This is a genomic window from Streptomyces sp. NPDC033136 (genome assembly GCF_055578235.1).
This window is the reverse complement of the sequence record NZ_JBVIPD010000003.1, coordinates 89,764-110,133: the sequence shown is the minus strand read 5'-3', so window position 1 is coordinate 110,133 and position 20,370 is coordinate 89,764. Positions and strand designations below refer to the sequence as shown.

Genomic DNA, 20,370 nt, shown 5'->3' with positions numbered 1-20,370 from the left:
CCACCCGCCCGGTCCGCTGGACACGCCAGCGGACCGGGCCGCACGGTCACACCCGCAGCGGGTTGTACCGCAGCGCCGCCATCAGGTACCAGGCTGTCGCCCCCGTGTGCCGATACGGGTAGTAGCCGAAGCTGAATCCCGTGTCCAGCGGGCTGCTCGCGGACACCACCCCGCAGCCCTCGAGCAGCGCCTTACCGCCGGCGGTCCGACCGCCGCCCAGCCGAGCCTGGGCCTTCTCCGTCGACGCGATCAGACGCCGCGCACGCGCCTCGTCACCGTGCAGGGGCAGGACGGCGAACGGCGCGTGGATCACTCCTCCGGCGGTGAGCCGCACACGATCTCGTCACGCGGCGTGTAGTGCGTGCGGTACGGCTCCCGTTTCACTTCCCGGCCGTCGTCGTAGAAGACCCGCTCCACGGTGACGTCGAACCCTTCGAGCGGTGTCTGCGGCACGCACTCCTTGTCGTCGCTCACCGTCTTCTTCGGCTTCTTCACCTCGGTGCGCGGCCCCGTGACCGACTTGATCTCGTCGTACCCGCGGGTGCCGAGGAACGAGACGGTCACGGACGTGTCGGTGGACTCGGCCTGGATGTAGAGGGCCTTGCCGGAGTCGTTGGCGAATCGCAGGTCCAGGCTGCCCCAGGCGACCGTCGCCTCGCGGCCCTCCGGGTAGCGCTCGATGTAGAAGGAGTGCGCGCCGTGTTCCACGGGCTTGACCCCGGCGAAGAACAGCGCGTTGTACACGGTCGTCGCGACGGCCGACACCCCGCCGCCGGAGGCCTTCGTGAACTTGTCGTCGAGGATGATGATCCCCTCGACGAATCCGTTGGCCTCGGTGCGCTCGCCGACGGTCCGGTTGAAGCTCCACGTCTCGCCCGGCCGGACGAGGGAGCCGTTGATGAGCTCCACGGCCCGGCCGATGTTCCTCGTGCGGTACTCGGCCGGTTCGAACTGGACGGTGAAGGAGGACATCTTCTCCGTCAGCCCCAGCTCCGCGGCGTTCTCACGGGTCACCTCGGGCTGAATCCTGCGCACCTGGACCTCGCCTTCGCGGGCGCTGCCCGACCGGGTCAGCAGCGGCAGCACCGCCTTGCCGAGCGCCTTGGCGGTGACCTCCTGGCCGACCGTGGCGTCCCGGGCCACCACGGCCCTGTCGCCCTCCGGACGCAGCTCGGCGTTCTCGGCGGTCGTGGTGACAGCGTCCAGGGGATCGGCCACGGCGGGGTCGGCGCGCAGCTTCTCCGCGTCGAGCTCCGGTTTCAGTCTGCCGCTGCCGTCCGGCCGCATGGCCAGGTGCTCGCCCAGCACCTTCTGGCCGACCGTGAACCGCTTGCCGCCCGCGGTGAGGGTGACGGGCGCCGACATGGCCGGCTCAGCGAAGGCGCGCACCGCCCGCCGTACCTCCTCGGACGTGACCTCGGGCCGGGTCTCACGGGTGGGCAGGGGAGTGACCGCGTCGGCGTCGCCGCGCAGGAAGGAGGCGCGCAGGGACTCGATCGCACGGTTGACGTCCAGCGCGTAGCCGGTGCGGGCCGAGACCTCCTTCACCCGCCCGTCGTCGAAGGCGACGGAACCGTCACGGACCTTCTGGTCGAGGCCTTTCGCCAACTGCCCCAGAGCGGCCCGGGCCTTGCCCTCGTCGAGGCGTACGACCGGCTCGATGGCACCTCCCGAGCGGAAGAGCCCCTCGAACACGCTGAACGGATCGCTGCCGGTCCGTGCCGCCCGGTCGACGGTCTCCCGGACGTCGTAGGAGAGCCCGGCCCGCTGCGGATCGACCGTGCCCGTGCGGTCACCGACCTTCACGGACAGGTCCCGCGCGCCGGCCGCGCCCAGGTGCCGCTCCAGCTTCCGCACCGCCTCCGCGCGGCTCAGTCCCCCGATCTCCACACCGCGCACGCTCGTGCCGGAGTCGATCTCGCCGCCCGTGAGCAGCAGCCCGCCGAGGTAGAGACCACCGACACCCACGGCCAGCGCGCCGCCCGCCAGGGCGAGGGGCGGGAGGGAGGTGATGCGCGGGGAGGAGGCTATTCGGGGGCGCATGGGTCTCCAGAAGATCGGCACGAGGGGGCACCCGATGACGCGACGCTGCTGCGGGCAAGCACCCCAACCTATCCACACATGGGCGGAAAAACGGTAGGGCCCAGGCCACTTATGTCCGATATCACGCCGGAATCGTCGGGCTCGGACCTGCCTGCCGGGCCTGGCCACAGAGCGGTAACAGCGAACAACCGTCCGATGGCCGACTCGGTCTAGGCCACTATGAAGATCTCTTTCCTCATCCACAACGCCTACGGGATCGGAGGCACGATCACCACCACGTTCAACCTGGCCGCGGCCCTCTCCGAACGGCACGATGTCGAGATCGTCTCCGCGTTACGCCACCGGGAACACCCCAACCTCACCCCACACCCCCGGGTGCGGCTGCGCGCACTGGTCGACCAGCGCACGGAAGCGGACCATCCGCTGCACCGGAGACCGGCGAAGGTCTTCCCGGCCGCCGAGTACCGCCACCGCCAGTACAGCGAGCTGACCGACCAGCGCATCGGCGAGTACCTCGAGGCGCTCGACGCGGACGTCGTCATCGGCACCCGCCCCGGCCTCAACGTGCACATCGCCCGCCAGGCCCCGCAGCGCGTCCTGCGCGTCGGCCAGGAGCACCTCACCCTCGACAACCACTCGCCACAGTTGCGCAGCGCCCTGCGCCGCGCCTACCGCCGCCTCGACGTGATCACCACCGTCACGGAAGCGGACGCCGCCGCCTACCGGCGCAAGATGTGGCTGCCCGGCGTCCAGGTGGAGGCCCTCCCGAACAGCGTCCCCGACCTCGCCCTGCCGCCCGCGGACAGCACCGCCAAGATCGTGATCGCCGCCGGCCGGCTGGTCCCGGTGAAACGCTACGACCTCCTCATCGAGGCGTTCGCCCAGGTCGCCGCCGCGCACCCGGACTGGCAGCTGCGCATCTACGGCAAGGGCGAGGAGCAGCCCCGGCTGCGGGAGCTCATCGAGCGGCTGGGCCTGTGGAACAACGTCTTTCTGATGGGCGCGGCCACCCCCATGGAGGCGGAGTGGACCAAGGCCTCGATCGGGGCGGCCGCCTCGAACTTCGAGCCGTTCGGCATGACGATCGTCGAGGCGATGCGCAGCGGACTGCCCGTCGTCAGCACCGACTGCCCCTACGGCCCCGGCGAGATCATCCGGGACGGGACCGACGGCCGGCTCGTACCGGTCGGGGACCGTGACGCCTTGGCCGCGGCCCTGCTGGAACTCGTCGGCGACGACGAACGCCGCCGCCGCATGAGCGGCGCCGCCCTGGAGAACGCGCGCCGTTTCGCGCCGGGCCCTGTCGTCGCCCAGGCCGAACGCCTCCTGGAGACCGCCGCCGCGGCCAGAAACACGGGTACGCGGACCGCTCCGCGGGACCACCGGACTCACAGCGCCCTGGCCGTCCGGGGACACGCGGCCCGCGACGCGGCCCACGCCGCTGGCGCCGCCGTACTGCGCTTGCTGCGGAAGGGACGCCGATGAGCACGCAGGATGGCGGCACGACAGGTTCCACCACGAGCACACCGGAAGGCACGATGACCGGCACCCCGGCAAGCAGCAGGACGGGCACGCCGGAAGGCGCGGCGACGGGCGTGCGGCGCGACACCCACCCCCGCGCCGACTGCGCGAGCGACACGGACGGCCGGCTCACCTTCCGCCTCCCGCCGAGCGCGGCCACGCGCCCCCGGCTGCTCCTGCGGCTGCGCCCCAAGAAGGGCCGGCCCGAGACGACCCGCCGCCTCCTCGACCTGGAGCCCGACGGGTTCGGCGGGCACCTGCGGGCCGTACTGGAACCGGATCCGGCCCTCGCCGAGGGCCGCTGGGACGTGTACCTGCTGCCCGAACCCGAAGCCGAACGACAGCGGCTGCGCCCCGGCCTGCGAGACCTGCGCACCCTCGTCGACGGCCACCTGCGCGACCGCCCCTCGCCGGTCGCCGTCAGGATCCCGTACGTCACGAAGGACGGCTTCCTCGCGGTCAGGGCCTGGCTGCGCACGGCCCACGCGGAGGTCCGCACCGTCGGCATCACGGACCGGGTGATGACCGTCACGGCCCGCCTGCACGGCGCAGGTCTCCACGACGACGCCACCGTGCGGCTGCGTCTGCGCGGCACCGACACCGTACGGAGCCTGCGCCCCGGTATCGGCGACGACGGCAGGGGCTTCTCCTTCACGGCAGGCCCCGAGGAGCTGACGGACGACGGCGGGGGAGCGGACCGCATCTGGGACGTCTTCGTCCGGCCCACCGCCGGCGCACCGCCGGTGAGGGTCGGCCGGCTGTTCGACGACGTGGCCGACCGCAAGCACGTATACGTCTATCCGGCGATGACCGCGGACGGATGTGCTCTGCGCCCCTACTACACCGTCGACAACGACCTCTCGATCGAGGTGACGTCGAGCTGATTCGCCGATATGCCCGAAATGAAAAACCACGGAGTTCCGGAGGGTTATCTCGGTAGCGCGCGAGGGCGGCGATGTGTGGATTCTGTGGAAAGCGGCGGTAAAAGAGGTGAGGCGCTCGGCTCTCAACAGCCGCAAAACGGAAGGGGACTTGCGGCAATATCCAAACTGAAGTACCTAGGTGAATCATGAACCTGTTCAACCGCGTCGTGTCGTCCCGCCGCCAGGCGCCGACCGTCCCCCCACAGCGCCCCGGCGGCGCGGCATCCACTGCCGTGCTGCCGGACCCCCACCTGGCGAATCTCACCGGTGAATGGGTCGTCGACCCCGCGCACAGCAGGATCGGCTTCTCCGTCCGGCATGCCATGGTCACCACCGTGCGCGGCTGCTTCCTCCAGTACGAAAGCCGCCTCTACTTCGACGCGCACGACCCCACCCGGTCGCGGGCCGACATCACCCTGTTCACCTCCAGCGTCGACACCGGGGTGGAACAACGCGACGCCCACCTGGTCGGCCGGGACTTCCTCGACGCCGCGGCCTATCCGCGGATGCGCTTCACCAGCACAGCGGTGGAACAGGCGGGCAGCGACCTCTTCCGCATGTCGGGCGAACTGGCCATCAAAGGCATTTCCCGGCCCGTCGTACTGGACATGACCTATATCGGGAATGTCACCGACCCCTTCGGCTACGACCGGGTCGGCTTCGACGGCACCACCACCATCAACCGCTCGGACTGGGGCCTGACCTACAACAGCCGGCTGGCCGAGGGAGGCGCGATGGTGAGCGAGAAGGTGCGCCTGCAGCTCGACATCGCGGCCATCCGCACGGCGCCGTCGGCCGGCTGACCGCCCCGGGGAGCCTACGAAGCAGTGCCGGCCCCGGTCACGACCTGGAACGTGGCCGGGCCGACCGTGAGGACCCCGTCGCTCAGCGGCATACACCGCACACCGCCCCGTCCGCGCAGGGCGCGCTGGGTGCCGGGGCCGATGGTCACGTCCATCCAGGCACAGGGCCGGGCGTGGCGCTTCACGGCGAACACCACCGGCCCGGTGCCGCAGTCGAGGGAGATCGTCGCACCGACACAGGAGTCGATGTCGACGCCTCGGAGCAGGACGTTCCGCCGGGTGTGCCGGAGGTCGGCGTCCGCCGGGAGGTTTTCCGCGGCCATGAGGGTCACCGCCGCGTTCCGGTGGGCGGGCCGGGCGTAGTAGCGGTCGCCGACCAGTCCCAGCTCACGGCGTACCTCCACCCGGGTGACGCGCTCGTCCGAGGAGCCGGGGGAGGGCCCGTCCGACGGCCGTCCGGCCAGCCGGTGGGAGGGCGAAACCAGCAGCTGCACCACCTCTGCCTCGGTCATGCCGCCCAGCCTATGCCCCGGCATCCGACCTGCCTTGGGACGCGGGGAACCCGCCGTCCTCCACTGGTGTCCGGCCGTCCGCCGACTCGCCCGCCGTGAGGTGCTCCAGGACCTCCACCAGCTCCTGGCACGCGCGCTCCACGGAACGCCGGGTATGGATCTGCTCGCTGATCACGGCCGACAAAATCAGGGCTGTCAGCGCCATCGCCCCGTTGAAGGCCTGCAGCTTGATCATCACCTCCACCCGGGTCAGCCGTTCGAACGGCCCGGCCCGGTCGGTCGCCGCCACGGTGGCCATGACCGAGGCGAAGAGGGCGCACATCATGCTGCCCGCCAGCTGGAACCGCAGAGCCGCCCAGATCAGCAGGGGATAGACGAGGAACATCAGGCTGACCGGGCTGTGCGCGGCCAGCGGCACGAGGCACAAGGCGACGACCGCCAGCCCCGTGGCCTCCTTCCAGCGCGACAGGGACAGCGGCAGACGCAGGCGGGCCAGCAGGAGCAGCACCGGCGTGACGATCAGCACACCCATCGCGTCACCCACCCACCAGGCCAGCCACACCGCCCAGAAGCCCGGCCATTCGAGCCTGCCCGTGGCGATCAGAAGGCCGGCGCCGGTGGTCGAGCTGATCAGCATGGCGGTGAACGCGCCCAGGGACACCAGGGCGAGACCGTCCCGCAGCCGCGCGAGATCGGTGCGGAAGCCTGCCCGCCGCAGCAGCAGGTACCCGGCGACGGGCGCGGCCGTGTTGCCCGCCAGGACGCCGAGAGCCGACGGTGTCAGGGAGGTGAGGGACAGGATGACGAAAAGGGCCCCCAGGGCGATCCCCGGCCAGCAGCGCAGCCCGAAGAGCAGCAGGCAGGCGACCGAGACGCCGGTGGGAGGCCAGATGGGAGTGACGACCGAGCCCTCGACGACCAGTTCGCGCAGCAGCCCCAGCTGCCCCGACGCGTAGTAGCAGGCGGCGACGGCCAGCGTCTGCAGAGCGATGACGACCGGCGTGCGCAGATCATGGCTACCCAACACAGCAGCCATGAGACACCGAGGCCGCCGCGGCAGCGAGGTGGGAGGGAGCGCCGTGCCGCCCTATGGCTGAGCGTCCGGCCCGTCGAGCCCGACCACCAGTACGGCGGCGTCGTCGTCGTGCCCCACCCGCTCGGCACCCTTGATCACCGCGGCCGCGAGCGCGTCCACGTCCGTGCCCGCCACCGCCGCGATGCCGGCGAGCCGCGTCACCTGGTCGAGGCCCTCCTCCAGCGGCATCGACGGCCCCTCCACGACCCCGTCCGTCAGCAGCACGAAGACACCGCCCGTGGTGAGCTCGTGCCGGGTCACCGGATACGGCATCCCCGCCTGGACCCCGAGCGGCGGCCCGCCCTCGTCCTCGGCGAGACCGGCCTTCCCGTCCGCCGTGGCCCAGACGTACGGCAGATGCCCCGCCCGCGCGCTCTCCAGCACGCCGGCGCTTGGATCGATCCGCATGAAGGTGCAGGTGGCGAACAGGTCGGAGCCCAGCGACAGCAGCAGGTCGTTGGTCCGGGCCAGCAGTTCACCCGGCTCGCTGGTGACGGACGCCAGGGCCCGCAGCCCGGCCCGCACCTGCCCCATGAAGGCGGCCGCCTCGATGTTGTGGCCCTGGACGTCACCGATGGACAGCCCGACACGGCCGTCGCCCAGTGTGAACGCGTCGTACCAGTCGCCTCCCACGTTGAGGCCCTGGCATGCGGGGGTGTACCGCACCGCCAGATGCAGCCGCCGGGCGGCGGGCAGGTCCCGCGGCAGCATGCCCCGCTGCAGCGCGATCGCGAGCTCGACGCGGGAACGCTGCATCTCTGCCTGGGCGCGCGCCTGGGCCGTCAGGGCCCCGAGCCGGGTCAGCAGCTCGTCGCCGTCGTCCGTCGTGCCGGTGCGGGACATTGATCACTCCGGCGAGGATGGCCACGGTCGGTGACACTGTCGAGGACAATTCAGCCGATTTACGTCCATAGGATGATACTCAGTACCGGGCCCCCCGACGACTCCGCGCTCCTCGCTCTTCGCTCCGCGCGGGCCCTCGCCGCACCGGCCGGTCCCCCTCGGACTCCTGACGCCGCCCCACCGCTGCCAGGGCGTGTCTGTGTCCAGGCGAGCCCGAGCAGCCGGCGAACCGGTGCGGTCAGGGGGCCGGCGATGCTTGCGGGAATCATGGTGCCCTGGAGGACGGCCCGATGCGCCTACCGGTTGCAGCGCACCTCCCCGGCCGGCGCCGGATCGCCCCCGTGGCCCCGCGCGTCCGCCACAGCATGCCGCAACAGCGCGGACAGCCGCTGATCGGCGTCGGACGCCTCGCACAACACCCGAAGGGCATGTTCGAGGTGCCGCCGCCCCGGCCCTCGCCACCACAGCAGATCGGCGACCCGGCCCGGCAGACCGCCGGTACGGGCACGACCCAGCCTCTCGGCCCTCCGGTGACAGGCGCGGCCATGCCGCGTGAGCCTCCTGGAGGCGGGCCGCACCTCCCTGGCCGCTGCCACGGCCATGCCGACGAGCAGGGGCGCGTAGGCCCGGGTGCCGGGACGGGCATCGGCGAGGTCGGCGGCCAGCGGCCAGATGTCGTGCCGGGTGTCGTCACCGACGCTGTCGTTGACCGCACGGGCCAGGGCCGCGAGCGCGGGATGCGTCCCGGGTGGGCTGTCGGTGAAGCGGCCGGAGCCCAGCAGGGCGGCGGCCTCCATCAGGCAGGCACCGTCGTCGGGGTGCAGATGCGCGAAACGTCCGGGCAGCGGAAGACCCCCCGGGGCCCCGGCTGCTCGGGGCGCCGCGGACGGCCGGCGGACAGGGAAGGCGCTCATGGACGGCCTCCGGCTGGGTTCACAGACCGGTGACGGAGTGCAGAAGGAGGTAGAGGGCGGCGGCCGGAACCCCGGCGCCGGGGAACGTGAGGAGCCAGGCGGTACCGATGGAACGGGCCACCTGCCAGCGTACGTCCGAAGCGCGCCGGGTGGCACCGGCTCCCAGGATGGCCGCTGTGATCGTCTGCGTGGTGGAGATCGGTGCCTTCACCAGGAACGCGGTGGTGTAGAGGACGGCCGCGGCGGCGGTCTCGGCGGCGAACCCGCGCGGCGGATCGAGGTGCACGATCCGCCGCCCGAGCGTCGTGATGATGCGACGTCCACCGCTGTACGTACCGGCCGCCATGGCGGCCGCCACGGCGGCGATCACCCACACCGGCACGGAGAAGTCGTTCTGCCAGCCGGCCGTGACCAGGGCCAGCACGATGACCCCCATGGTCTTCTGCGCGTCCTGCAGCCCGTGCCCCAGCCCCATCGCCGCGGCCGAGACGGTCTGCGCCATACGGAACCGCCGAGTGGTGCGCCGGGGCGTCGAACGACGGAACAGCCACAGGATGGCCGCGTGCAGCACGTACCCCAGAGCCACACCGACCAGCGGGGACAGCAGCATCGGCAGGACGACCTTGTCCAGGATGCCGGACCAGTGCACCGTCGCGGACGCGGCGAGCGCGGCACCGACCAGCCCGCCGATCAGGGCGTGCGAGGAGGACGTCGGCAGCCCCCGCCACCAGGTGAACACGTTCCACCCGATGGCCCCGAGGAGCGCGCACATCACCAGCAGCAGACCTGAGACGTCCGCGGGCGCCCCGATGATGCCGCTCCCGACGGTCTGGGCGACCTCGGTGCCGAGGAAGGCGCCGCAGAAGTTCATCACCGCGGCCATGGTCAGCGCCACGCGCGGCGTCAGGGCCCTGGTGGAGATCGACGTGGCGATCGCGTTCGCGGCGTCGTGGAAGCCGTTGGTGAAGTCGAACGTCAGTCCCACGATGATGATCAGCACCACGAGAGTGAGCTCCATGCCCGATCACCTTTCGCTGCCCGGCCACGCGTTCCATCGTGCGCCCCACAGGCGGAGCGGGCCGCACGACTACGCCACGCGGGGCCCACCCGACTCGCGGGAACCCGGCGACCCGATTACCCCGTTCTACGGTGTCTTGATGCGATCTGTGCCTACGTGGGCTCTGCTGTCATCGGGGTGTGCGCCGGTGGTCCTGATCCTGGGCTGGCTGGTGGCGGCGTCGTTGCAGGGCGCGGCCTACGACCCCGCCGCACACACCATCAGCGTCCTGGCGGCCCCCGGAAGGTCGGGCTCCTGGGTCATGACCGCCGCGTTCATCGCACTGGGCATCTGTCACCTGCTGACCGCATGGGGACTGCGCCCCGCCGCGGCCGCCGGCCGGGTCGCACTGGCGGGCGGAGGCGTCGCGGCACTGGTGGTGGCTCTGGTCCCGGCACCGAGCAGTGGCGGCTCCCTGCGCCACGGTACGGTCGTCGCCGTCGGCTTCATCTCCCTGGCGTCCTGGCCCGTCCTGGCGGCAAGGACCGGAGGAGCCACCCCCTGGGCGCTCCGGCCGATGCCCTCCGTCGGGGCGACCGCGGTCATGGCGGCAGGCGCGGCATGGTTCCTCCTGGAGCTGCACCACAAGGGCGTCGCGGGTGCAGCCGAGCGCGCCGTGACGACGCTCCAGTCGGTCTGGCCCCTCATCGTCGTCCTCTCCTGCCTCCGCCCGGCCTCCCGCGTGCCTCCGCCGCGGCGAACTCCGGGCTGAGAGCTCCGGGCTGAGAGCTCCGGGCGGGCGGGGAGGCGGCCGATATGCCTGGACGTCCCTGCGTCCGGGCCGGAATGGTGGACGGAACGCAGCGGGATGACATCTGGGACGCCGACACCGCCCGCTGCTATGACACGCCCGGCACCGGCTTGTTCGTCCCCGAGGCAGTCGAGCCGGCCGTGGACCGCCTCGCCGGACTCGCCGGTGGGGGAGCGGCACTGGAAAGGCGTACGCGTTCGCCTTCGACGACGTGGGCCACCACGAGTCACTCGTACACGACGGCAACCCGGGTCAGGCCCATCTCACCCTCGATCCCTTCAGCTGATCCGGACGTCCCTCCCCCTCCCCATGGCCACCGGCGCCGCGACCGACTCGTGGTGTCGGCCTTCAACTCAACCCGCCAGTAACAGAGTTGGCCCTCCATCTGTTCTGGAATCAAATACAACTTTGCCTCTTCTTGGTGTAGCTGGGCAGTCGAGTACGTGAGCCTCGTTGGCACCACCCAGTGACCGAAGGCCCTGCCGCAACGGGGCCAACCGTGGACACTGTCCCCCCCCCCACGCTCTGGTGAGAGGCACCAACGATGACGATGACCCGCACACTGCGGTACGGCGCACGCGCGATGGCTTCGACCGCGACCGTGACGGCGCTCGGGGTGTTCGCGGCGGCCGGACCGGCCGCGGCCGAGGAACAGCCCACCGCGGAGCGGATCCTGGCCGACTGCGCTTCCGGCGAAGGCAAGTGCACCTTCAACTCCCCGCAGATCGGTGAGACTTACCTCGGCGAACCCCGCCAGGTGTCCGAACTGCTCTTCAACTGCACCGCCTCACCCGCCTCCCAGTCCATGTCATGGGCCGACACGGTGGGCTCTTCCCACTCGGTGGGCGGCTCGGTGACCGTGGGCGGCGGCATCGAGGGCATCATCTCGGCCAGTGTGACCGCGACGTACAACTACACGTGGCAGAGCTCACGCACCGAGACCAGCAACTTCACGGTGACCGTCCAGCCGGGTGAGGTGGGCTGGATCTCCCGCGCTCAGGTGATGCAGCGGATATCCGGCACGTGGCAGACCCACTACGAGGACCGCACGTGGGGTCACTACTACTGGTTCGTCCCTGACGTGGTCACCGGCCCCGCCCCCAACGGCACGGACGGCAAGCACAACGCGGTCGTGGTGAAGTCCCGCAAGATGACGGCGGACGAGAAGAAGCTGTGCGACGACGGTGCCACCGAGAACAAGGTGTTCACCCGCAGCGCCTGACGCCCTGAGCGCCTGATCCGCCCTCCTTCCGCCGTTCCTTGACCGCCCGGGAGACCGGGTCGCCGGGACGTGGTCCTCGCGGCCGGGCGGGCACCGCACAGTCGCCGGCCCGCCGCGGCCCCGAGGCGGCGGGCCTGAACCTTCAACAGTTTGACTTTGCTTCCTCTGTGCGATTACCTGCGCGTCTGACCATCACGATCCGGGGGGATCCGAATGAATCGCACCATCCGGGCTGCCGTATGCGCCGTCGCCGTCGCAGGCCTCGCGCTCGGCGTCAGTTCCTGCTCCGAGGCGGTCGACCAGGTCGACAAGGCAGTGAACGAGACATACGAAGTCACCTACGAGGTCACGGGGAAGAACGTCGACTCGATCGAATTCCACGGCGGGGGTGGCAAGGCCACGGAGCCGAAGATCGAGTCGGTGTCCAAGCCCGAGCTGCCTTGGACGAAGACGGTCACGCTGCGCGGCATCATGCCCGCGGCGGTCATGCCGGTCGCCCTCGACCCGGAGGGCGCCCAGGTCGCCTGCAAGATCACGTACAAGGGCAAGGTCCTCGAGGAACAGAGTTCCAAGGGTCTGGTGACCGCCGGCGGCTGCACCGCGGAGTCCCCGGTCACGGGGTGACCCCCGGGGTGCCCCGGGCAGGGTGCCGGGGCGGCGAACTCTCCAACGCCCCGGCCGGCTTTCCACCCGTCAGAGCATGAGCAGCAGCCGCGTGTGGGGCACGAGCTTCCGGTTCACGCTGGTGCTCTGTACGAAGATGGTGAAGTCGTCGTTGTGGTCAGGCTTGACGCGGACCTCCGTGTCCGGCAGGCCGAGAAGGGCTCGGGCCTCCGGTCCCGTGTACACGCGGTCCGTCTTCTTCTCCAGCACGGCGATCTGCTTCTGCGCCTGGATCTTCTCCGACTTGCTCAGCTGGTAGAAGGCGCCACCGGTACGGTAGGTGTGCCCGCATTCGATGACCCAATCCCGTATCGCCGCGTCACGAGCCACCGGGATCAGCTGGTATGCCGAGGGATCCACCGGGATGAGGCCGGCTGCCTTGATGGTGTCCTTGTTGACCGTCTCCGCGCCGGTGGAGAACACCGCCCGCGACCCCCGGATTCCCTGGGAGCGGCCGACCATGAACTTCTCGGTGGCCTGCTGGATGACCTGTCCGGCCTCCTCCAGACCCTGTGTGCTCGTGGCGTCCCAGATGGCGATGTTGTCCTTGGGGAAGCCGCACTGCATGGCCTCGCGCTTTCCCATCTGGTCCGGCACGAGAACGGCCAGCGTCCAGTTGTCCTCCTGGGTGGCGATCATCTGGGCCACGGCCTTGACCTGGTCACGCGGATTCCTGGTGGGGGCATCCGGGCAGCGGTGACTTGCGTTCTCCTGCCCGTCGGTCAGTACGAACGTCAGGAAGCTGTGGTCTCCGTACAGTTGAGCTGTCTGCGCCAGCTCCCGCTGTGACTTCAGCGCCGCCGCCAGCAGAGCCGTCATTCCACCGACGCGGTACAGCTGCTTCAGCGAGGGCATGCGCAGCACGTCCTTGTCGTAGATGACGCACTCCACCTTGTCGGCGAAGACGTACACCGTGACGCGGGTTTCCTGGTCCAGTTCCCTGGAGCGCCGGGCAAGATAGGCGATCTGCTGGTCGGCGACTTCGACGACCTTGCGGCTCAGGTGCGACATGGACGAACTGGCGTCCAGCACAAGAGCAACGTGATTGATGTAATTCTGGGTTCCGGGCATCGCGGCTCCCCCCTCAAGGCGACTTGATGCTCCTACCTTCTCACCCACCACTGACAATCGATCTTGGCTCCGGAGCCGCCGCGGGCTGACGCGGTCCTCCTCGGCCACTCGGGCGTGCCCGCAACGAACGATCATGCCGGCGGTGGTCTCACGACCGGCACAGAGCAAGCTGAGCAGGTCGTCGTGGCCCCCCGGGGCGGGGGATTCCAGCCGCCGGCCGCCCGGCGCGGACCCGGCCGGGAAGGAAGGCTGACGGAACGGCGCCGGATACCCGTGCATGCCGTGGCGGGTGCCCGGTGGGGCGGCCGGTGGCCGGACCAGCCCCAGGTCGGAGGGCATGCTCCTCACATGGGCCGGACAGGGCGGGGCACCCGTGTACTCGCCCACCAGCGCAGGGAGCTGATCATGGTAGTCGCCGTCGTCATAGCCGTATGTGTGGTCCTGGCCGTCCTGGCCTTCCTCGTCCCCCGTCTCTCCCGCCGTCCCGAACGCGGCACGCAGCGCACGCTCGGTGCCGGGGCACGGGCCGGTGGCAAGGCGCCCGGCGCTCTGGGCCGGCTCTTCAGCAAGCCCTTCCACTCCGGTTCGCGCGCGGTGCGCCGCAGCGGTTCGGCGGGTCGCCGCTCACGCGGACGCATGCCCTTCTGACCGACTGAGCGGACCGAGCAGACCGAGCGGGGAGCCTCGTGATGAACGCCGAAGACGCCGACAAGCTGCTGGACGGGCTGACCGTCGACGCCAGCCGGAGCGAGCAGCCGATCGTGCTGGACGAGGACGGGCGTCCCCTGCAGACATGGCGGGAGAACCATCCGTACGACCGCAAGGTGCGCCGTAAGGAGTACGAGCGGACCAAGCGCATCCTGCAGATCGAGATGCTCAAGCTCCAGCGGTGGGTCAAGGACACCGGCGCACGCGTGGTCGTCGTGTGCGAGGGGCGTGACGCGGCGGGCAAGGGCGGCACGATCCAGCGGTTCACAGAGCGGCTCAACCCGCGCGGCGCCCGGGTGGTCGCCCTGGACAAGCCCACCGAACGTGAGACGGGCCAGTGGTACTTCCAGCGGTACATCGCGCACCTGCCGACGGCCGGTGAGATCGTCTTCTTCGACCGCTCCTGGTACAACCGGGCCGGCGTGGAGCGCGTCATGGGGTACTGCTCCAAGGACGAGTACGAGCTGTTCCTCGACCAGTGCCCGGCCTTCGAGCGGATGCTCGTCGACGACGGGGTCCTGCTGGTGAAGTTCTGGTTCTCCGTTTCCCGCTCCGAGCAGCGCACGCGCTTCGCGATCCGGCAGGTCGATCCGGTGCGCCAGTGGAAGCTCTCCCCCACCGACCTGGCCTCGCTGGACCTCTGGGACGACTACACCGAGGCGAAGGTCGACATGTTCCGCGCCACGGACACCGCACACGCTCCCTGGACCGTCGTCAAGAGCAACGACAAGCGGCGCGCCCGGCTGGAGACCATGCGCAGTCTGCTGTCGCGCGTCGACTATGCCAGCAAGGACCGAGAGGCGGTCGGCACACCCGACCCCCTCATCGTCGGCGCCGCCGACACCCTTCTGGAGCCCGGCGAGGAGGACACGACGCTGTCACCGACTCCGCTGTCTCCCGGCGCCGACGGGCCCGGCAAGCACCCCGAGACCGGCTGACGCAACTCCGGGTCCCTCCCGCCCGTCCGGGCCGGTTTCACCGGATGGGGAGGGAGGTGCTCTGCGTCATCGTCGCGACGCGGAGGCGCGGCCTTCCGTGCGGTGGTCGTAGCAGGCCCACGCGGTCACCGCCACCACTGCGGTGAGCCCGACCGTCAGGACCCGCACGGCACCGCTGGTCAGAAAGGCGACCAGACCGGTGAGCCCCGCTCCGCACAGCATGATCACGCGGCTGACGAAGCGGTACTCGGGCGGTTGGGGGTCCTCCCGGTCCTTGAGGTCGTGCACGGCGTCACGAGCCGGATGCGCGGAACCGCGCCGCGCGCGGGTGCGGTATGTCAGCCCGTAGCTGATCAGCGCGTACAGCGCGAGAGCACCCAGGACCCAGAGCCAGACGTAGGGATCGTCACTCGATCCTCGTGCCAGGTACATGACACCTCTCCTCCGAGGCGGCCTGCATCACCCGTGAGCAGGACTCACCTGTTGGCGCCGTCGCCCCGCTGGTCAATGCCGGCATCGGGATCGGCATCGGCGGGACGGAAGCATGCCATCACCGTCTTGCCGTGCCGCTGGCACCTCATCCCCCACTCGTCGGCGAGCTTCCGCACGATGGCCACGCCGCGGCCGGAGACTGCCCCCGGTTCCGGTTCACGCTGGCTGGGCAGCGTCGGGTCCTCGTCATGGACGCTCACATGAAGGCAGTCGCCGTCCCACGTGAGGACCAGGTGTGCGTCGCTGTGCGCGTGGATGTGCGCATTGGTGATCAGCTCGGACACCGCCAGCACGATGGCGTCCACCGTGTCCGGCTCGGCAGCGGCCCAGGACAGGGACTCGAGACGTTCGCGTGTCCAGTCCCTTCCGGCGCGCACACCCTCGGACATGGGGAACGAGTGCGCCCACCCCATCGCCTTCACCGCCACTGCCCCCGGCCTCCTCCTCATCGCACATACAAGCCCGTGGGGAACCGTGTACCCGGCACCCGCCCCGACAGACATGAGGCTGCGGGGTTCGGGCCGCGGGGCTCCGTCTCCGGCGAGCGTGCGGGCGATCGACGTGCCCCGGCTTCGTGGACCGCGCGACCGCGTCGGCCGGTGCGGCCGGCGGGTCCTGGCGTCGTGGTGCGGGCGCCGGCATCACAGAAAGCGGCGCACGGGCACGACGGCGACCTCGCGCGCCCGCTGCAGCACGGAGCGCCGCTTCCACCGGCCTGTGCGGATCAGCGTGGCGGCCTTCAGATCCTCGTCGAAGTGCCGGTCGAGGGTGGCCGTGAACTCCTGGTCCAGCACGGCGAGCATGATCTCCTCGTCGTGGTCGAGTGAGCGGCGGTTGAAGTTGGTGGAGCCGACCAGGGCGGCGACGCCGTCGACGGTGACGACCTTGGAGTGCATCATCGTCGGCTGGTACTGGTGGATCGTCACGCCGCAGGCGATGAGGGCGGCGTAGTGGTGCTGGCCGGCCAGCTGGCAGACCCGCTTGTCGGTGTGCGGGCCGGGCAGCAGGATCTCCACCTCGACGCCCCGCCGGGCCGTGTCACAGAGCAGTTCGGTGAAGTAGGTGTCCGGGGAGAAGTAGGCGGTGGCAAGCCGGAAGCGGTCCTCGGCGGACTCCAGCATCACGCGCATCAGGGTCTGCATGTCCTGCCAGCCGAAGCCGGCCGACCCGCGCACCACCTGCGCCAGCGCCCCGCCCTGCGGCCGGTGCCCGATGAATCGGTCTCGGTCGTCGAAGAGTTCGTCGTGGCACTCGGCCCAGTTCTGCGCGAACGCGGCAGCGATGCCGTCCACGGCCGGCCCGCGCACCTGGACGTGGGTGTCGCGCCACTCATGCTCGTCGCGCGCGTTGCCGCACCACTCCTCGGCGATGCCGACCCCGCCGGTGAAGGCCGTCTGCTCGTCCACGACGAGGACCTTGCGGTGGCAGCGATGATTCTGCTTGAACGGCGAGAGGAGCAGCGGCTTGCGGAACCAGGCCACTTGAACGCCGGCCCGCCCCATCTCCGCCAGCAGCTCCTTCTCGATGAGCCGGCTACCGAACCCGTCCAGCAGCAGCCGCACCCGTACCCCCGCCCGCGCTCGCTGCGCCAGCGCTCGGGCGAACTCCCGGGCGATGTCCCCCTTCCAGTACACGAACGTCATCATGTCCACGGTGTGTTCGGCGGACCGGATGCTCGCCAGCATCGCCGGGAAGATCTCGTCTCCGTTGCGCAGGGGCGTGAGCGCGTTCCCCTCGGTCGCCGCGATGCCGAGCAGCCGTTCCAGCCGGCGGCGTATGCGCGCGACGCGTTCCTGGACGGGTGCCGGGGGCGATGTGCCGGCACCGGGAGATGCCGGATCGGGCTGGTCCTGCGTACTGGTCATGGGTCACCTGGCCGGCGTCTACGGGAAACGAGAGCCGCGCTGCCCGGTCCGGCGCGGGGCGCAGCGAGCAGAACGTACCCCCGCATCACGGCCTGAGACCCGTCGGCAGCGACACCTGGTCGGAACCCTGTCACATCAGGAGTTCTCGGACCCCTGGCGACAGGGTTCGCCGCCGCGCCCGCCTTCTGAGCCGCATCCTGGCCGAGCGCGCCGCGGCCTCGTGCCCGCGTGACCTCCGCCTGCCTTTCAGGGCCCGCCCGGGTGGTCTCCCGAGCCGCCCGGGAAGACCGCCTCCCCGGCGAGGCCCCGCTCATCGCGGACTTTCCCGACCGTCTTGCCGCGCCCGGACGGGGCTTCGCGGGGTGCGATCAGTGCCGCCGTGGACGGTGTGTCAGGGGGCGAGGAGGGGTGGGGGCGGGGTCCATCGGTGTGTGCGCGGGATGCCGCCGGTGACGCCGTAGTCCTTCTTCAGCTGTTCGGGGATGGCGTAGTGCATGACGCGGCCGCGGGTGAGGGAGGACAGCTCGAGGACGGTGGTGAGGTGGCCGAGGCGGTCCAGGGCCCAGGCGCCCAGCGGGGAGCGGTCCTCGACGGACTCCAGCACGCCGAGCAGGCTGGGCAGGACCTTGACCACGCTGTCCCAGGCGGTGCGGGGGGTTCGGAGCCAGTCGGCGCACGTGTCGCCGATCAGGTAGCGGATCAGGGCGGAGACGACGGGGTCGAAGAAGGTGCCGGGCACGACCTCCTCGTACAGGTCGATCAGCTGCCGCGTCAGGTGTGCGCCTTCCTCGGACGGGCCCATGTGGCGCACCATGTAAAGGTCGAGGAACTGCCGGGCTTCCTCCAGTGTCCCGGGGGCGGCGTCCTGGTCGACGCCGAGCATGGCGCCGACCACGCGCCAGGCGTAGAAGTAGGCCTCCGCGCCTTCGACGCTCATGTGGATGCCGAGCCGGTGCAGGCTGTCCAGGACGAGCAGGGAGAAGAACATCTGCCCGCCGATCATGTCTTCCTGGCAGATCGGCGTCCCCAGCGCCTCGGTGTCCCACCGGCCCTCGCGTTCGAGGTGGTGGCGGATCGAGGCGTGCAGCAGGCGCACCTTCTGCGCGGCGGGGATGAAGCGGCTGCCGGCCTCGAAGGCGTCGGGCCGCATCAGGTGGACGGTGAACTGGCCGGTCTCCGCCATCCGCTTGGACGGATAGTCCAGCCCGTGAGTGGCCGACAGCAGCTTCGCCACGTGCGGCACGACGTAGCAGGCGGGCATGGAGGCGAAGGACAGCGCGGTGGAGATGTGCACGTTGTTGTCGATGAAGAACAGCCGCGCCTTCTCCATCTCGGCCCAGTCCACCCAGGCCGGCGGCACGCTGGTGACCTGAAGGTACTCTCGGGCTACTTCCGGCAGTCCGTCGGGCAGGGGAGTGCCGGCGGTGGAGACATGACGCATCAGGGTGTTGAACATGCCGACCTCTCCGCGCTCGAAGAGGGTGGTCACGACAGCGTCGGCGAGTTCGTCACCGGCCGGCCGCAGGGCGTCCATCGATGCTTCGGTGTAGGTCATGGCAGCAGTCCTCGGGTGCGGATCCGGTACGGCAGCGCCCGCCGCCGCGACGGGCGAGTGGTTCAGTGGCGGCGGTCGGTGGCGGTGCTCGCGAGGTGGCGCAACGCCCGCCGGGCGGGCACGGGCACGTCCAGGGCGTCCAGAACGCGAGTGGCTTCCCGCACCCGCGTGCTGATCATGTCCTCGACCTGTTCCGGCGCTCTGAGCGCCACCATCAGCTCCCGTATGTGGCTCAGGTGCGCGTCGCCCAGGTCTCGGCGCCCCAGAATCTCGGTGAGCTGGGCGCGCTGCGCGGGCTGAGCGGCGCGCCACGCTGTGGCCAGCAGAGCGGTGGGACGGTGGCAGCGGATGTCGTCCAGACTCGCCTTGCCCGTCTGCTCCGGTTCGCCGAACAGGCCCAGCAGATCGTCCCGCAACTGGAAGGCCTCGCCCAGCGGCAGCCCGTAGGCGGACAGACCGGTGCGCAGATGCTGCGGGGCTCCGGCGAGCAGACCCCCGATGAGCAGCGGATGCTCGACGGTGTACTTGGCGGTCTTGTAGCGGATCACCTTCAGGGACGCTTCGGCATCCGGGCGTGCGCCGGTGTGCAGGATCTCCAGGCACGCGCCCGCGATCAGCTCCCGGCCCAGGTCCGCCCACAGCGGCCGCGCACGCGCCAGGTAGGCGGCCGGCAGACCGCTCGTGGCGAACAACTGCCCTGCCAGCGCTATCAGGTGGTCGCCGACCAGCAGGGCCAAGTCTCTCGCGGCGGCGCCTGCCCGTGGCCGTCCCGCCAGGCAGTCCTGGAGGGCGACGTGGGCCGTGGGCCGGTTGCGGCGCAGGGCACTGTCGTCGATGAGATCGTCGTGCACGATCGCCGCGGCGTGCACCAGCTCCATGGAAGCGGCGGCCCGCAGCAGGGCGTCGCTGTCCGGTTGTCCGCCCGCGCGCCAGCCCCAGTAGCAGAACGCCGCCCGCAGCCGCTTGCCGCTTCCGGCCGACCGCTGCAACTGCTCCGCCACCGGCCGCAGGGCGTCGTCGATCGCGACCAACTGCTCGGCCTCCTCCGCCAGGAAGACGCCCAGGATGTCGTCGACCCGCGCTTTGAACGCGGCTGACTCCCAGAGGTCAGGCATCGCCACGAAGGGCCGCCCGCCGGGCGAGCACCTGCTGGGCGAGAAGTTCCAGGTGGGCGGGGGCAGTGGCATACCGGTCCATCGCGAGCCGGCCGCGGGCCATCAGATCCTGCTCCGCACCCCGCGCGATTTCGACACCGTCGGAGCGGCGCAGAAGCCCCTGAAGCGTCCCGGCGGCCGAACCGATGGCGCTCACCGCCAGATCGGCCAAGCCCGCCGCCAGCAGCACGGCTTGCTCGTCCAAGCGCTGACTTCCCTGCGAAGGTGACGTCATGCCGTTGCCCCCCCAAGATCACGTA

At 70.6% G+C, this 20,370-nt stretch carries 21 protein-coding genes and 3 pseudogenes; 10 read left to right on the top strand and 14 right to left on the bottom strand.

Going from position 1 to position 20,370, the window contains the following annotated elements:
• Window positions 1–46 precede the first annotated feature (46 nt).
• A pseudogene (locus ACZ5TL_RS06180) lies at window positions 47–277 on the bottom strand (Tat pathway signal sequence domain protein); the annotation flags it as partial.
• A 32-nt stretch (window positions 278–309) separates the two neighbouring features.
• On the bottom strand, window positions 310–2,043 hold the full coding sequence (locus ACZ5TL_RS06175; RefSeq protein ID WP_468588200.1) for a VanW family protein: 1,734 nt from the start codon (window positions 2,041–2,043) through the stop codon (window positions 310–312).
• 219 nt (window positions 2,044–2,262) lie between these two features.
• Between ACZ5TL_RS06175 and ACZ5TL_RS06170 the strand changes: the two genes are divergently transcribed.
• The 3 genes from ACZ5TL_RS06170 (at window position 2,263) to ACZ5TL_RS06160 (ending at window position 5,290) form a co-directional block, all read left to right on the top strand.
• Window positions 2,263–3,528 (top strand): glycosyltransferase family 4 protein, encoded by a 1,266-nt coding sequence (locus ACZ5TL_RS06170; RefSeq protein WP_468588199.1) that lies wholly within the window; start codon window positions 2,263–2,265, stop codon window positions 3,526–3,528.
• A complete protein-coding gene (locus ACZ5TL_RS06165; RefSeq protein ID WP_468588198.1) occupies window positions 3,525–4,448 on the top strand; it encodes a transferase in 924 nt (307 codons plus the stop codon). The genes ACZ5TL_RS06170 and ACZ5TL_RS06165 overlap by 4 nt, the downstream gene beginning before the upstream one ends.
• Before the next feature lie 185 nt (window positions 4,449–4,633).
• The gene (locus tag ACZ5TL_RS06160) at window positions 4,634–5,290 is read left to right on the top strand and encodes a YceI family protein (RefSeq protein WP_468588197.1); all 657 of its coding nucleotides are present in this window, start codon (window positions 4,634–4,636) and stop codon (window positions 5,288–5,290) included.
• A 14-nt stretch (window positions 5,291–5,304) separates the two neighbouring features.
• Here the strand turns inward: ACZ5TL_RS06160 and ACZ5TL_RS06155 are convergent, their stop codons facing one another.
• The 5 genes from ACZ5TL_RS06155 to ACZ5TL_RS06135 all read right to left on the bottom strand — a co-directional run bounded on the left by ACZ5TL_RS06155 (window position 5,305) and on the right by ACZ5TL_RS06135 (window position 9,652).
• Window positions 5,305–5,802 carry a molybdenum cofactor biosysynthesis protein gene (locus ACZ5TL_RS06155; protein ID WP_468588196.1) on the bottom strand — a complete coding sequence of 166 codons (498 nt, stop codon included), beginning with the start codon at window positions 5,800–5,802 and terminating at the stop codon, window positions 5,305–5,307.
• Between the two features lie 10 nt (window positions 5,803–5,812).
• A complete protein-coding gene (locus tag ACZ5TL_RS06150; protein ID WP_468588195.1) occupies window positions 5,813–6,838 on the bottom strand; it encodes an MASE1 domain-containing protein in 1,026 nt (341 codons plus the stop codon).
• A gap of 51 nt (window positions 6,839–6,889) precedes the next feature.
• Window positions 6,890–7,720, bottom strand: coding sequence for a PP2C family protein-serine/threonine phosphatase (locus tag ACZ5TL_RS06145; RefSeq protein WP_468588194.1), 831 nt, complete (start codon window positions 7,718–7,720; stop codon window positions 6,890–6,892).
• Window positions 7,721–8,016: 296 nt separating this feature from the next.
• Window positions 8,017–8,634, bottom strand: a complete 618-nt coding sequence (locus tag ACZ5TL_RS06140; RefSeq protein WP_468588193.1) for a hypothetical protein — start codon at window positions 8,632–8,634, stop codon at window positions 8,017–8,019.
• A gap of 19 nt (window positions 8,635–8,653) precedes the next feature.
• The gene (locus ACZ5TL_RS06135) at window positions 8,654–9,652 is read right to left on the bottom strand and encodes an inorganic phosphate transporter (protein WP_468588192.1); all 999 of its coding nucleotides are present in this window, start codon (window positions 9,650–9,652) and stop codon (window positions 8,654–8,656) included.
• Window positions 9,653–9,791: 139 nt separating this feature from the next.
• Here ACZ5TL_RS06135 and ACZ5TL_RS06130 point away from each other — a divergent pair, with 139 nt between their 5' ends.
• The 5 genes and pseudogenes from ACZ5TL_RS06130 to ACZ5TL_RS06110 all read left to right on the top strand — a co-directional run bounded on the left by ACZ5TL_RS06130 (window position 9,792) and on the right by ACZ5TL_RS06110 (window position 12,288).
• Window positions 9,792–10,403, top strand: coding sequence for a DUF998 domain-containing protein (locus ACZ5TL_RS06130; protein ID WP_468588191.1), 612 nt, complete (start codon window positions 9,792–9,794; stop codon window positions 10,401–10,403).
• A 74-nt stretch (window positions 10,404–10,477) separates the two neighbouring features.
• Window positions 10,478–10,627: pseudogene (locus ACZ5TL_RS06125) on the top strand (SAM-dependent methyltransferase); the annotation flags it as partial.
• Window positions 10,624–10,728: pseudogene (locus ACZ5TL_RS06120) on the top strand (beta-1,3-glucanase family protein); the annotation flags it as partial. The pseudogenes ACZ5TL_RS06125 and ACZ5TL_RS06120, both read left to right, overlap by 4 nt.
• A gap of 264 nt (window positions 10,729–10,992) precedes the next feature.
• A complete protein-coding gene (locus ACZ5TL_RS06115) occupies window positions 10,993–11,664 on the top strand; it encodes a hypothetical protein (RefSeq protein ID WP_468588190.1) in 672 nt (223 codons plus the stop codon).
• Between the two features lie 213 nt (window positions 11,665–11,877).
• On the top strand, window positions 11,878–12,288 hold the full coding sequence (locus tag ACZ5TL_RS06110) for an MmpS family transport accessory protein (RefSeq protein WP_468588188.1): 411 nt from the start codon (window positions 11,878–11,880) through the stop codon (window positions 12,286–12,288).
• 69 nt (window positions 12,289–12,357) lie between these two features.
• Here the strand turns inward: ACZ5TL_RS06110 and ACZ5TL_RS06105 are convergent, their stop codons facing one another.
• Complete coding sequence (locus tag ACZ5TL_RS06105) at window positions 12,358–13,398, bottom strand: vWA domain-containing protein (protein WP_468588186.1); 1,041 nt, start codon at window positions 13,396–13,398, stop codon at window positions 12,358–12,360.
• Window positions 13,399–13,803: 405 nt separating this feature from the next.
• On the opposite strand from ACZ5TL_RS06105, the gene ACZ5TL_RS06100 reads away from it, so the two are divergent.
• Window positions 13,804–14,046 carry a DUF6411 family protein gene (locus tag ACZ5TL_RS06100; protein WP_468588570.1) on the top strand — a complete coding sequence of 81 codons (243 nt, stop codon included), beginning with the start codon at window positions 13,804–13,806 and terminating at the stop codon, window positions 14,044–14,046.
• Window positions 14,047–14,087: 41 nt separating this feature from the next.
• Window positions 14,088–15,044: a polyphosphate kinase 2 gene (gene ppk2 / locus ACZ5TL_RS06095; RefSeq protein ID WP_468588184.1), complete on the top strand. Its 957-nt coding sequence runs from the start codon at window positions 14,088–14,090 to the stop codon at window positions 15,042–15,044.
• A gap of 66 nt (window positions 15,045–15,110) precedes the next feature.
• Here ppk2 and ACZ5TL_RS06090 read toward each other — a convergent pair whose 3' ends face one another.
• From ACZ5TL_RS06090 to ACZ5TL_RS06065, 6 genes are all read right to left on the bottom strand, one after another.
• Window positions 15,111–15,476: a hypothetical protein gene (locus ACZ5TL_RS06090; RefSeq protein WP_468588182.1), complete on the bottom strand. Its 366-nt coding sequence runs from the start codon at window positions 15,474–15,476 to the stop codon at window positions 15,111–15,113.
• 44 nt (window positions 15,477–15,520) lie between these two features.
• Window positions 15,521–15,964 carry an ATP-binding protein gene (locus ACZ5TL_RS06085; protein WP_468588180.1) on the bottom strand — a complete coding sequence of 148 codons (444 nt, stop codon included), beginning with the start codon at window positions 15,962–15,964 and terminating at the stop codon, window positions 15,521–15,523.
• Between the two features lie 213 nt (window positions 15,965–16,177).
• Complete coding sequence (locus tag ACZ5TL_RS06080; RefSeq protein WP_468588178.1) at window positions 16,178–17,401, bottom strand: phospholipase D-like domain-containing protein; 1,224 nt, start codon at window positions 17,399–17,401, stop codon at window positions 16,178–16,180.
• Between the two features lie 391 nt (window positions 17,402–17,792).
• Entirely contained in the window at window positions 17,793–18,956 is a 1,164-nt protein-coding gene (locus ACZ5TL_RS06075; RefSeq protein ID WP_468588176.1) for an oxygenase MpaB family protein, read from the bottom strand.
• A gap of 62 nt (window positions 18,957–19,018) precedes the next feature.
• Window positions 19,019–20,071: a polyprenyl synthetase family protein gene (locus ACZ5TL_RS06070; RefSeq protein ID WP_468588174.1), complete on the bottom strand. Its 1,053-nt coding sequence runs from the start codon at window positions 20,069–20,071 to the stop codon at window positions 19,019–19,021.
• Window positions 20,064–20,345 (bottom strand): polyprenyl synthetase, encoded by a 282-nt coding sequence (locus ACZ5TL_RS06065; RefSeq protein ID WP_468588172.1) that lies wholly within the window; start codon window positions 20,343–20,345, stop codon window positions 20,064–20,066. Before ACZ5TL_RS06065 ends, ACZ5TL_RS06070 begins: the two co-directional genes overlap by 8 nt.
• Window positions 20,346–20,370: the final 25 nt, after the last annotated feature.

What these genes read in the sequence shown, in the direction of transcription:
- ACZ5TL_RS06175 (WP_468588200.1), bottom strand. Translation starts at nt 2,043, where the DNA reads ATGCGCCCCCGAATAGCCTCCTCCCCGCGCATCACCTCCCTCCCGCCC.
- ACZ5TL_RS06170 (WP_468588199.1), top strand. Translation starts at nt 2,263, where the DNA reads ATGAAGATCTCTTTCCTCATCCACAACGCCTACGGGATCGGAGGCACG.
- ACZ5TL_RS06165 (WP_468588198.1), top strand. Translation starts at nt 3,525, where the DNA reads ATGAGCACGCAGGATGGCGGCACGACAGGTTCCACCACGAGCACACCG.
- ACZ5TL_RS06160 (WP_468588197.1), top strand. Translation starts at nt 4,634, where the DNA reads ATGAACCTGTTCAACCGCGTCGTGTCGTCCCGCCGCCAGGCGCCGACC.
- ACZ5TL_RS06155 (WP_468588196.1), bottom strand. Translation starts at nt 5,802, where the DNA reads ATGACCGAGGCAGAGGTGGTGCAGCTGCTGGTTTCGCCCTCCCACCGG.
- ACZ5TL_RS06150 (WP_468588195.1), bottom strand. Translation starts at nt 6,838, where the DNA reads ATGGCTGCTGTGTTGGGTAGCCATGATCTGCGCACGCCGGTCGTCATC.
- ACZ5TL_RS06145 (WP_468588194.1), bottom strand. Translation starts at nt 7,720, where the DNA reads ATGTCCCGCACCGGCACGACGGACGACGGCGACGAGCTGCTGACCCGG.
- ACZ5TL_RS06140 (WP_468588193.1), bottom strand. Translation starts at nt 8,634, where the DNA reads ATGAGCGCCTTCCCTGTCCGCCGGCCGTCCGCGGCGCCCCGAGCAGCC.
- ACZ5TL_RS06135 (WP_468588192.1), bottom strand. Translation starts at nt 9,652, where the DNA reads ATGGAGCTCACTCTCGTGGTGCTGATCATCATCGTGGGACTGACGTTC.
- ACZ5TL_RS06130 (WP_468588191.1), top strand. Translation starts at nt 9,792, where the DNA reads ATGCGATCTGTGCCTACGTGGGCTCTGCTGTCATCGGGGTGTGCGCCG.
- ACZ5TL_RS06115 (WP_468588190.1), top strand. Translation starts at nt 10,993, where the DNA reads ATGACCCGCACACTGCGGTACGGCGCACGCGCGATGGCTTCGACCGCG.
- ACZ5TL_RS06110 (WP_468588188.1), top strand. Translation starts at nt 11,878, where the DNA reads ATGAATCGCACCATCCGGGCTGCCGTATGCGCCGTCGCCGTCGCAGGC.
- ACZ5TL_RS06105 (WP_468588186.1), bottom strand. Translation starts at nt 13,398, where the DNA reads ATGCCCGGAACCCAGAATTACATCAATCACGTTGCTCTTGTGCTGGAC.
- ACZ5TL_RS06100 (WP_468588570.1), top strand. Translation starts at nt 13,804, where the DNA reads ATGGTAGTCGCCGTCGTCATAGCCGTATGTGTGGTCCTGGCCGTCCTG.
- ppk2 (WP_468588184.1), top strand. Translation starts at nt 14,088, where the DNA reads ATGAACGCCGAAGACGCCGACAAGCTGCTGGACGGGCTGACCGTCGAC.
- ACZ5TL_RS06090 (WP_468588182.1), bottom strand. Translation starts at nt 15,476, where the DNA reads ATGTACCTGGCACGAGGATCGAGTGACGATCCCTACGTCTGGCTCTGG.
- ACZ5TL_RS06080 (WP_468588178.1), bottom strand. Translation starts at nt 17,401, where the DNA reads ATGACCAGTACGCAGGACCAGCCCGATCCGGCATCTCCCGGTGCCGGC.
- ACZ5TL_RS06075 (WP_468588176.1), bottom strand. Translation starts at nt 18,956, where the DNA reads ATGACCTACACCGAAGCATCGATGGACGCCCTGCGGCCGGCCGGTGAC.
- ACZ5TL_RS06070 (WP_468588174.1), bottom strand. Translation starts at nt 20,071, where the DNA reads ATGCCTGACCTCTGGGAGTCAGCCGCGTTCAAAGCGCGGGTCGACGAC.
- ACZ5TL_RS06065 (WP_468588172.1), bottom strand. Translation starts at nt 20,345, where the DNA reads ATGACGTCACCTTCGCAGGGAAGTCAGCGCTTGGACGAGCAAGCCGTG.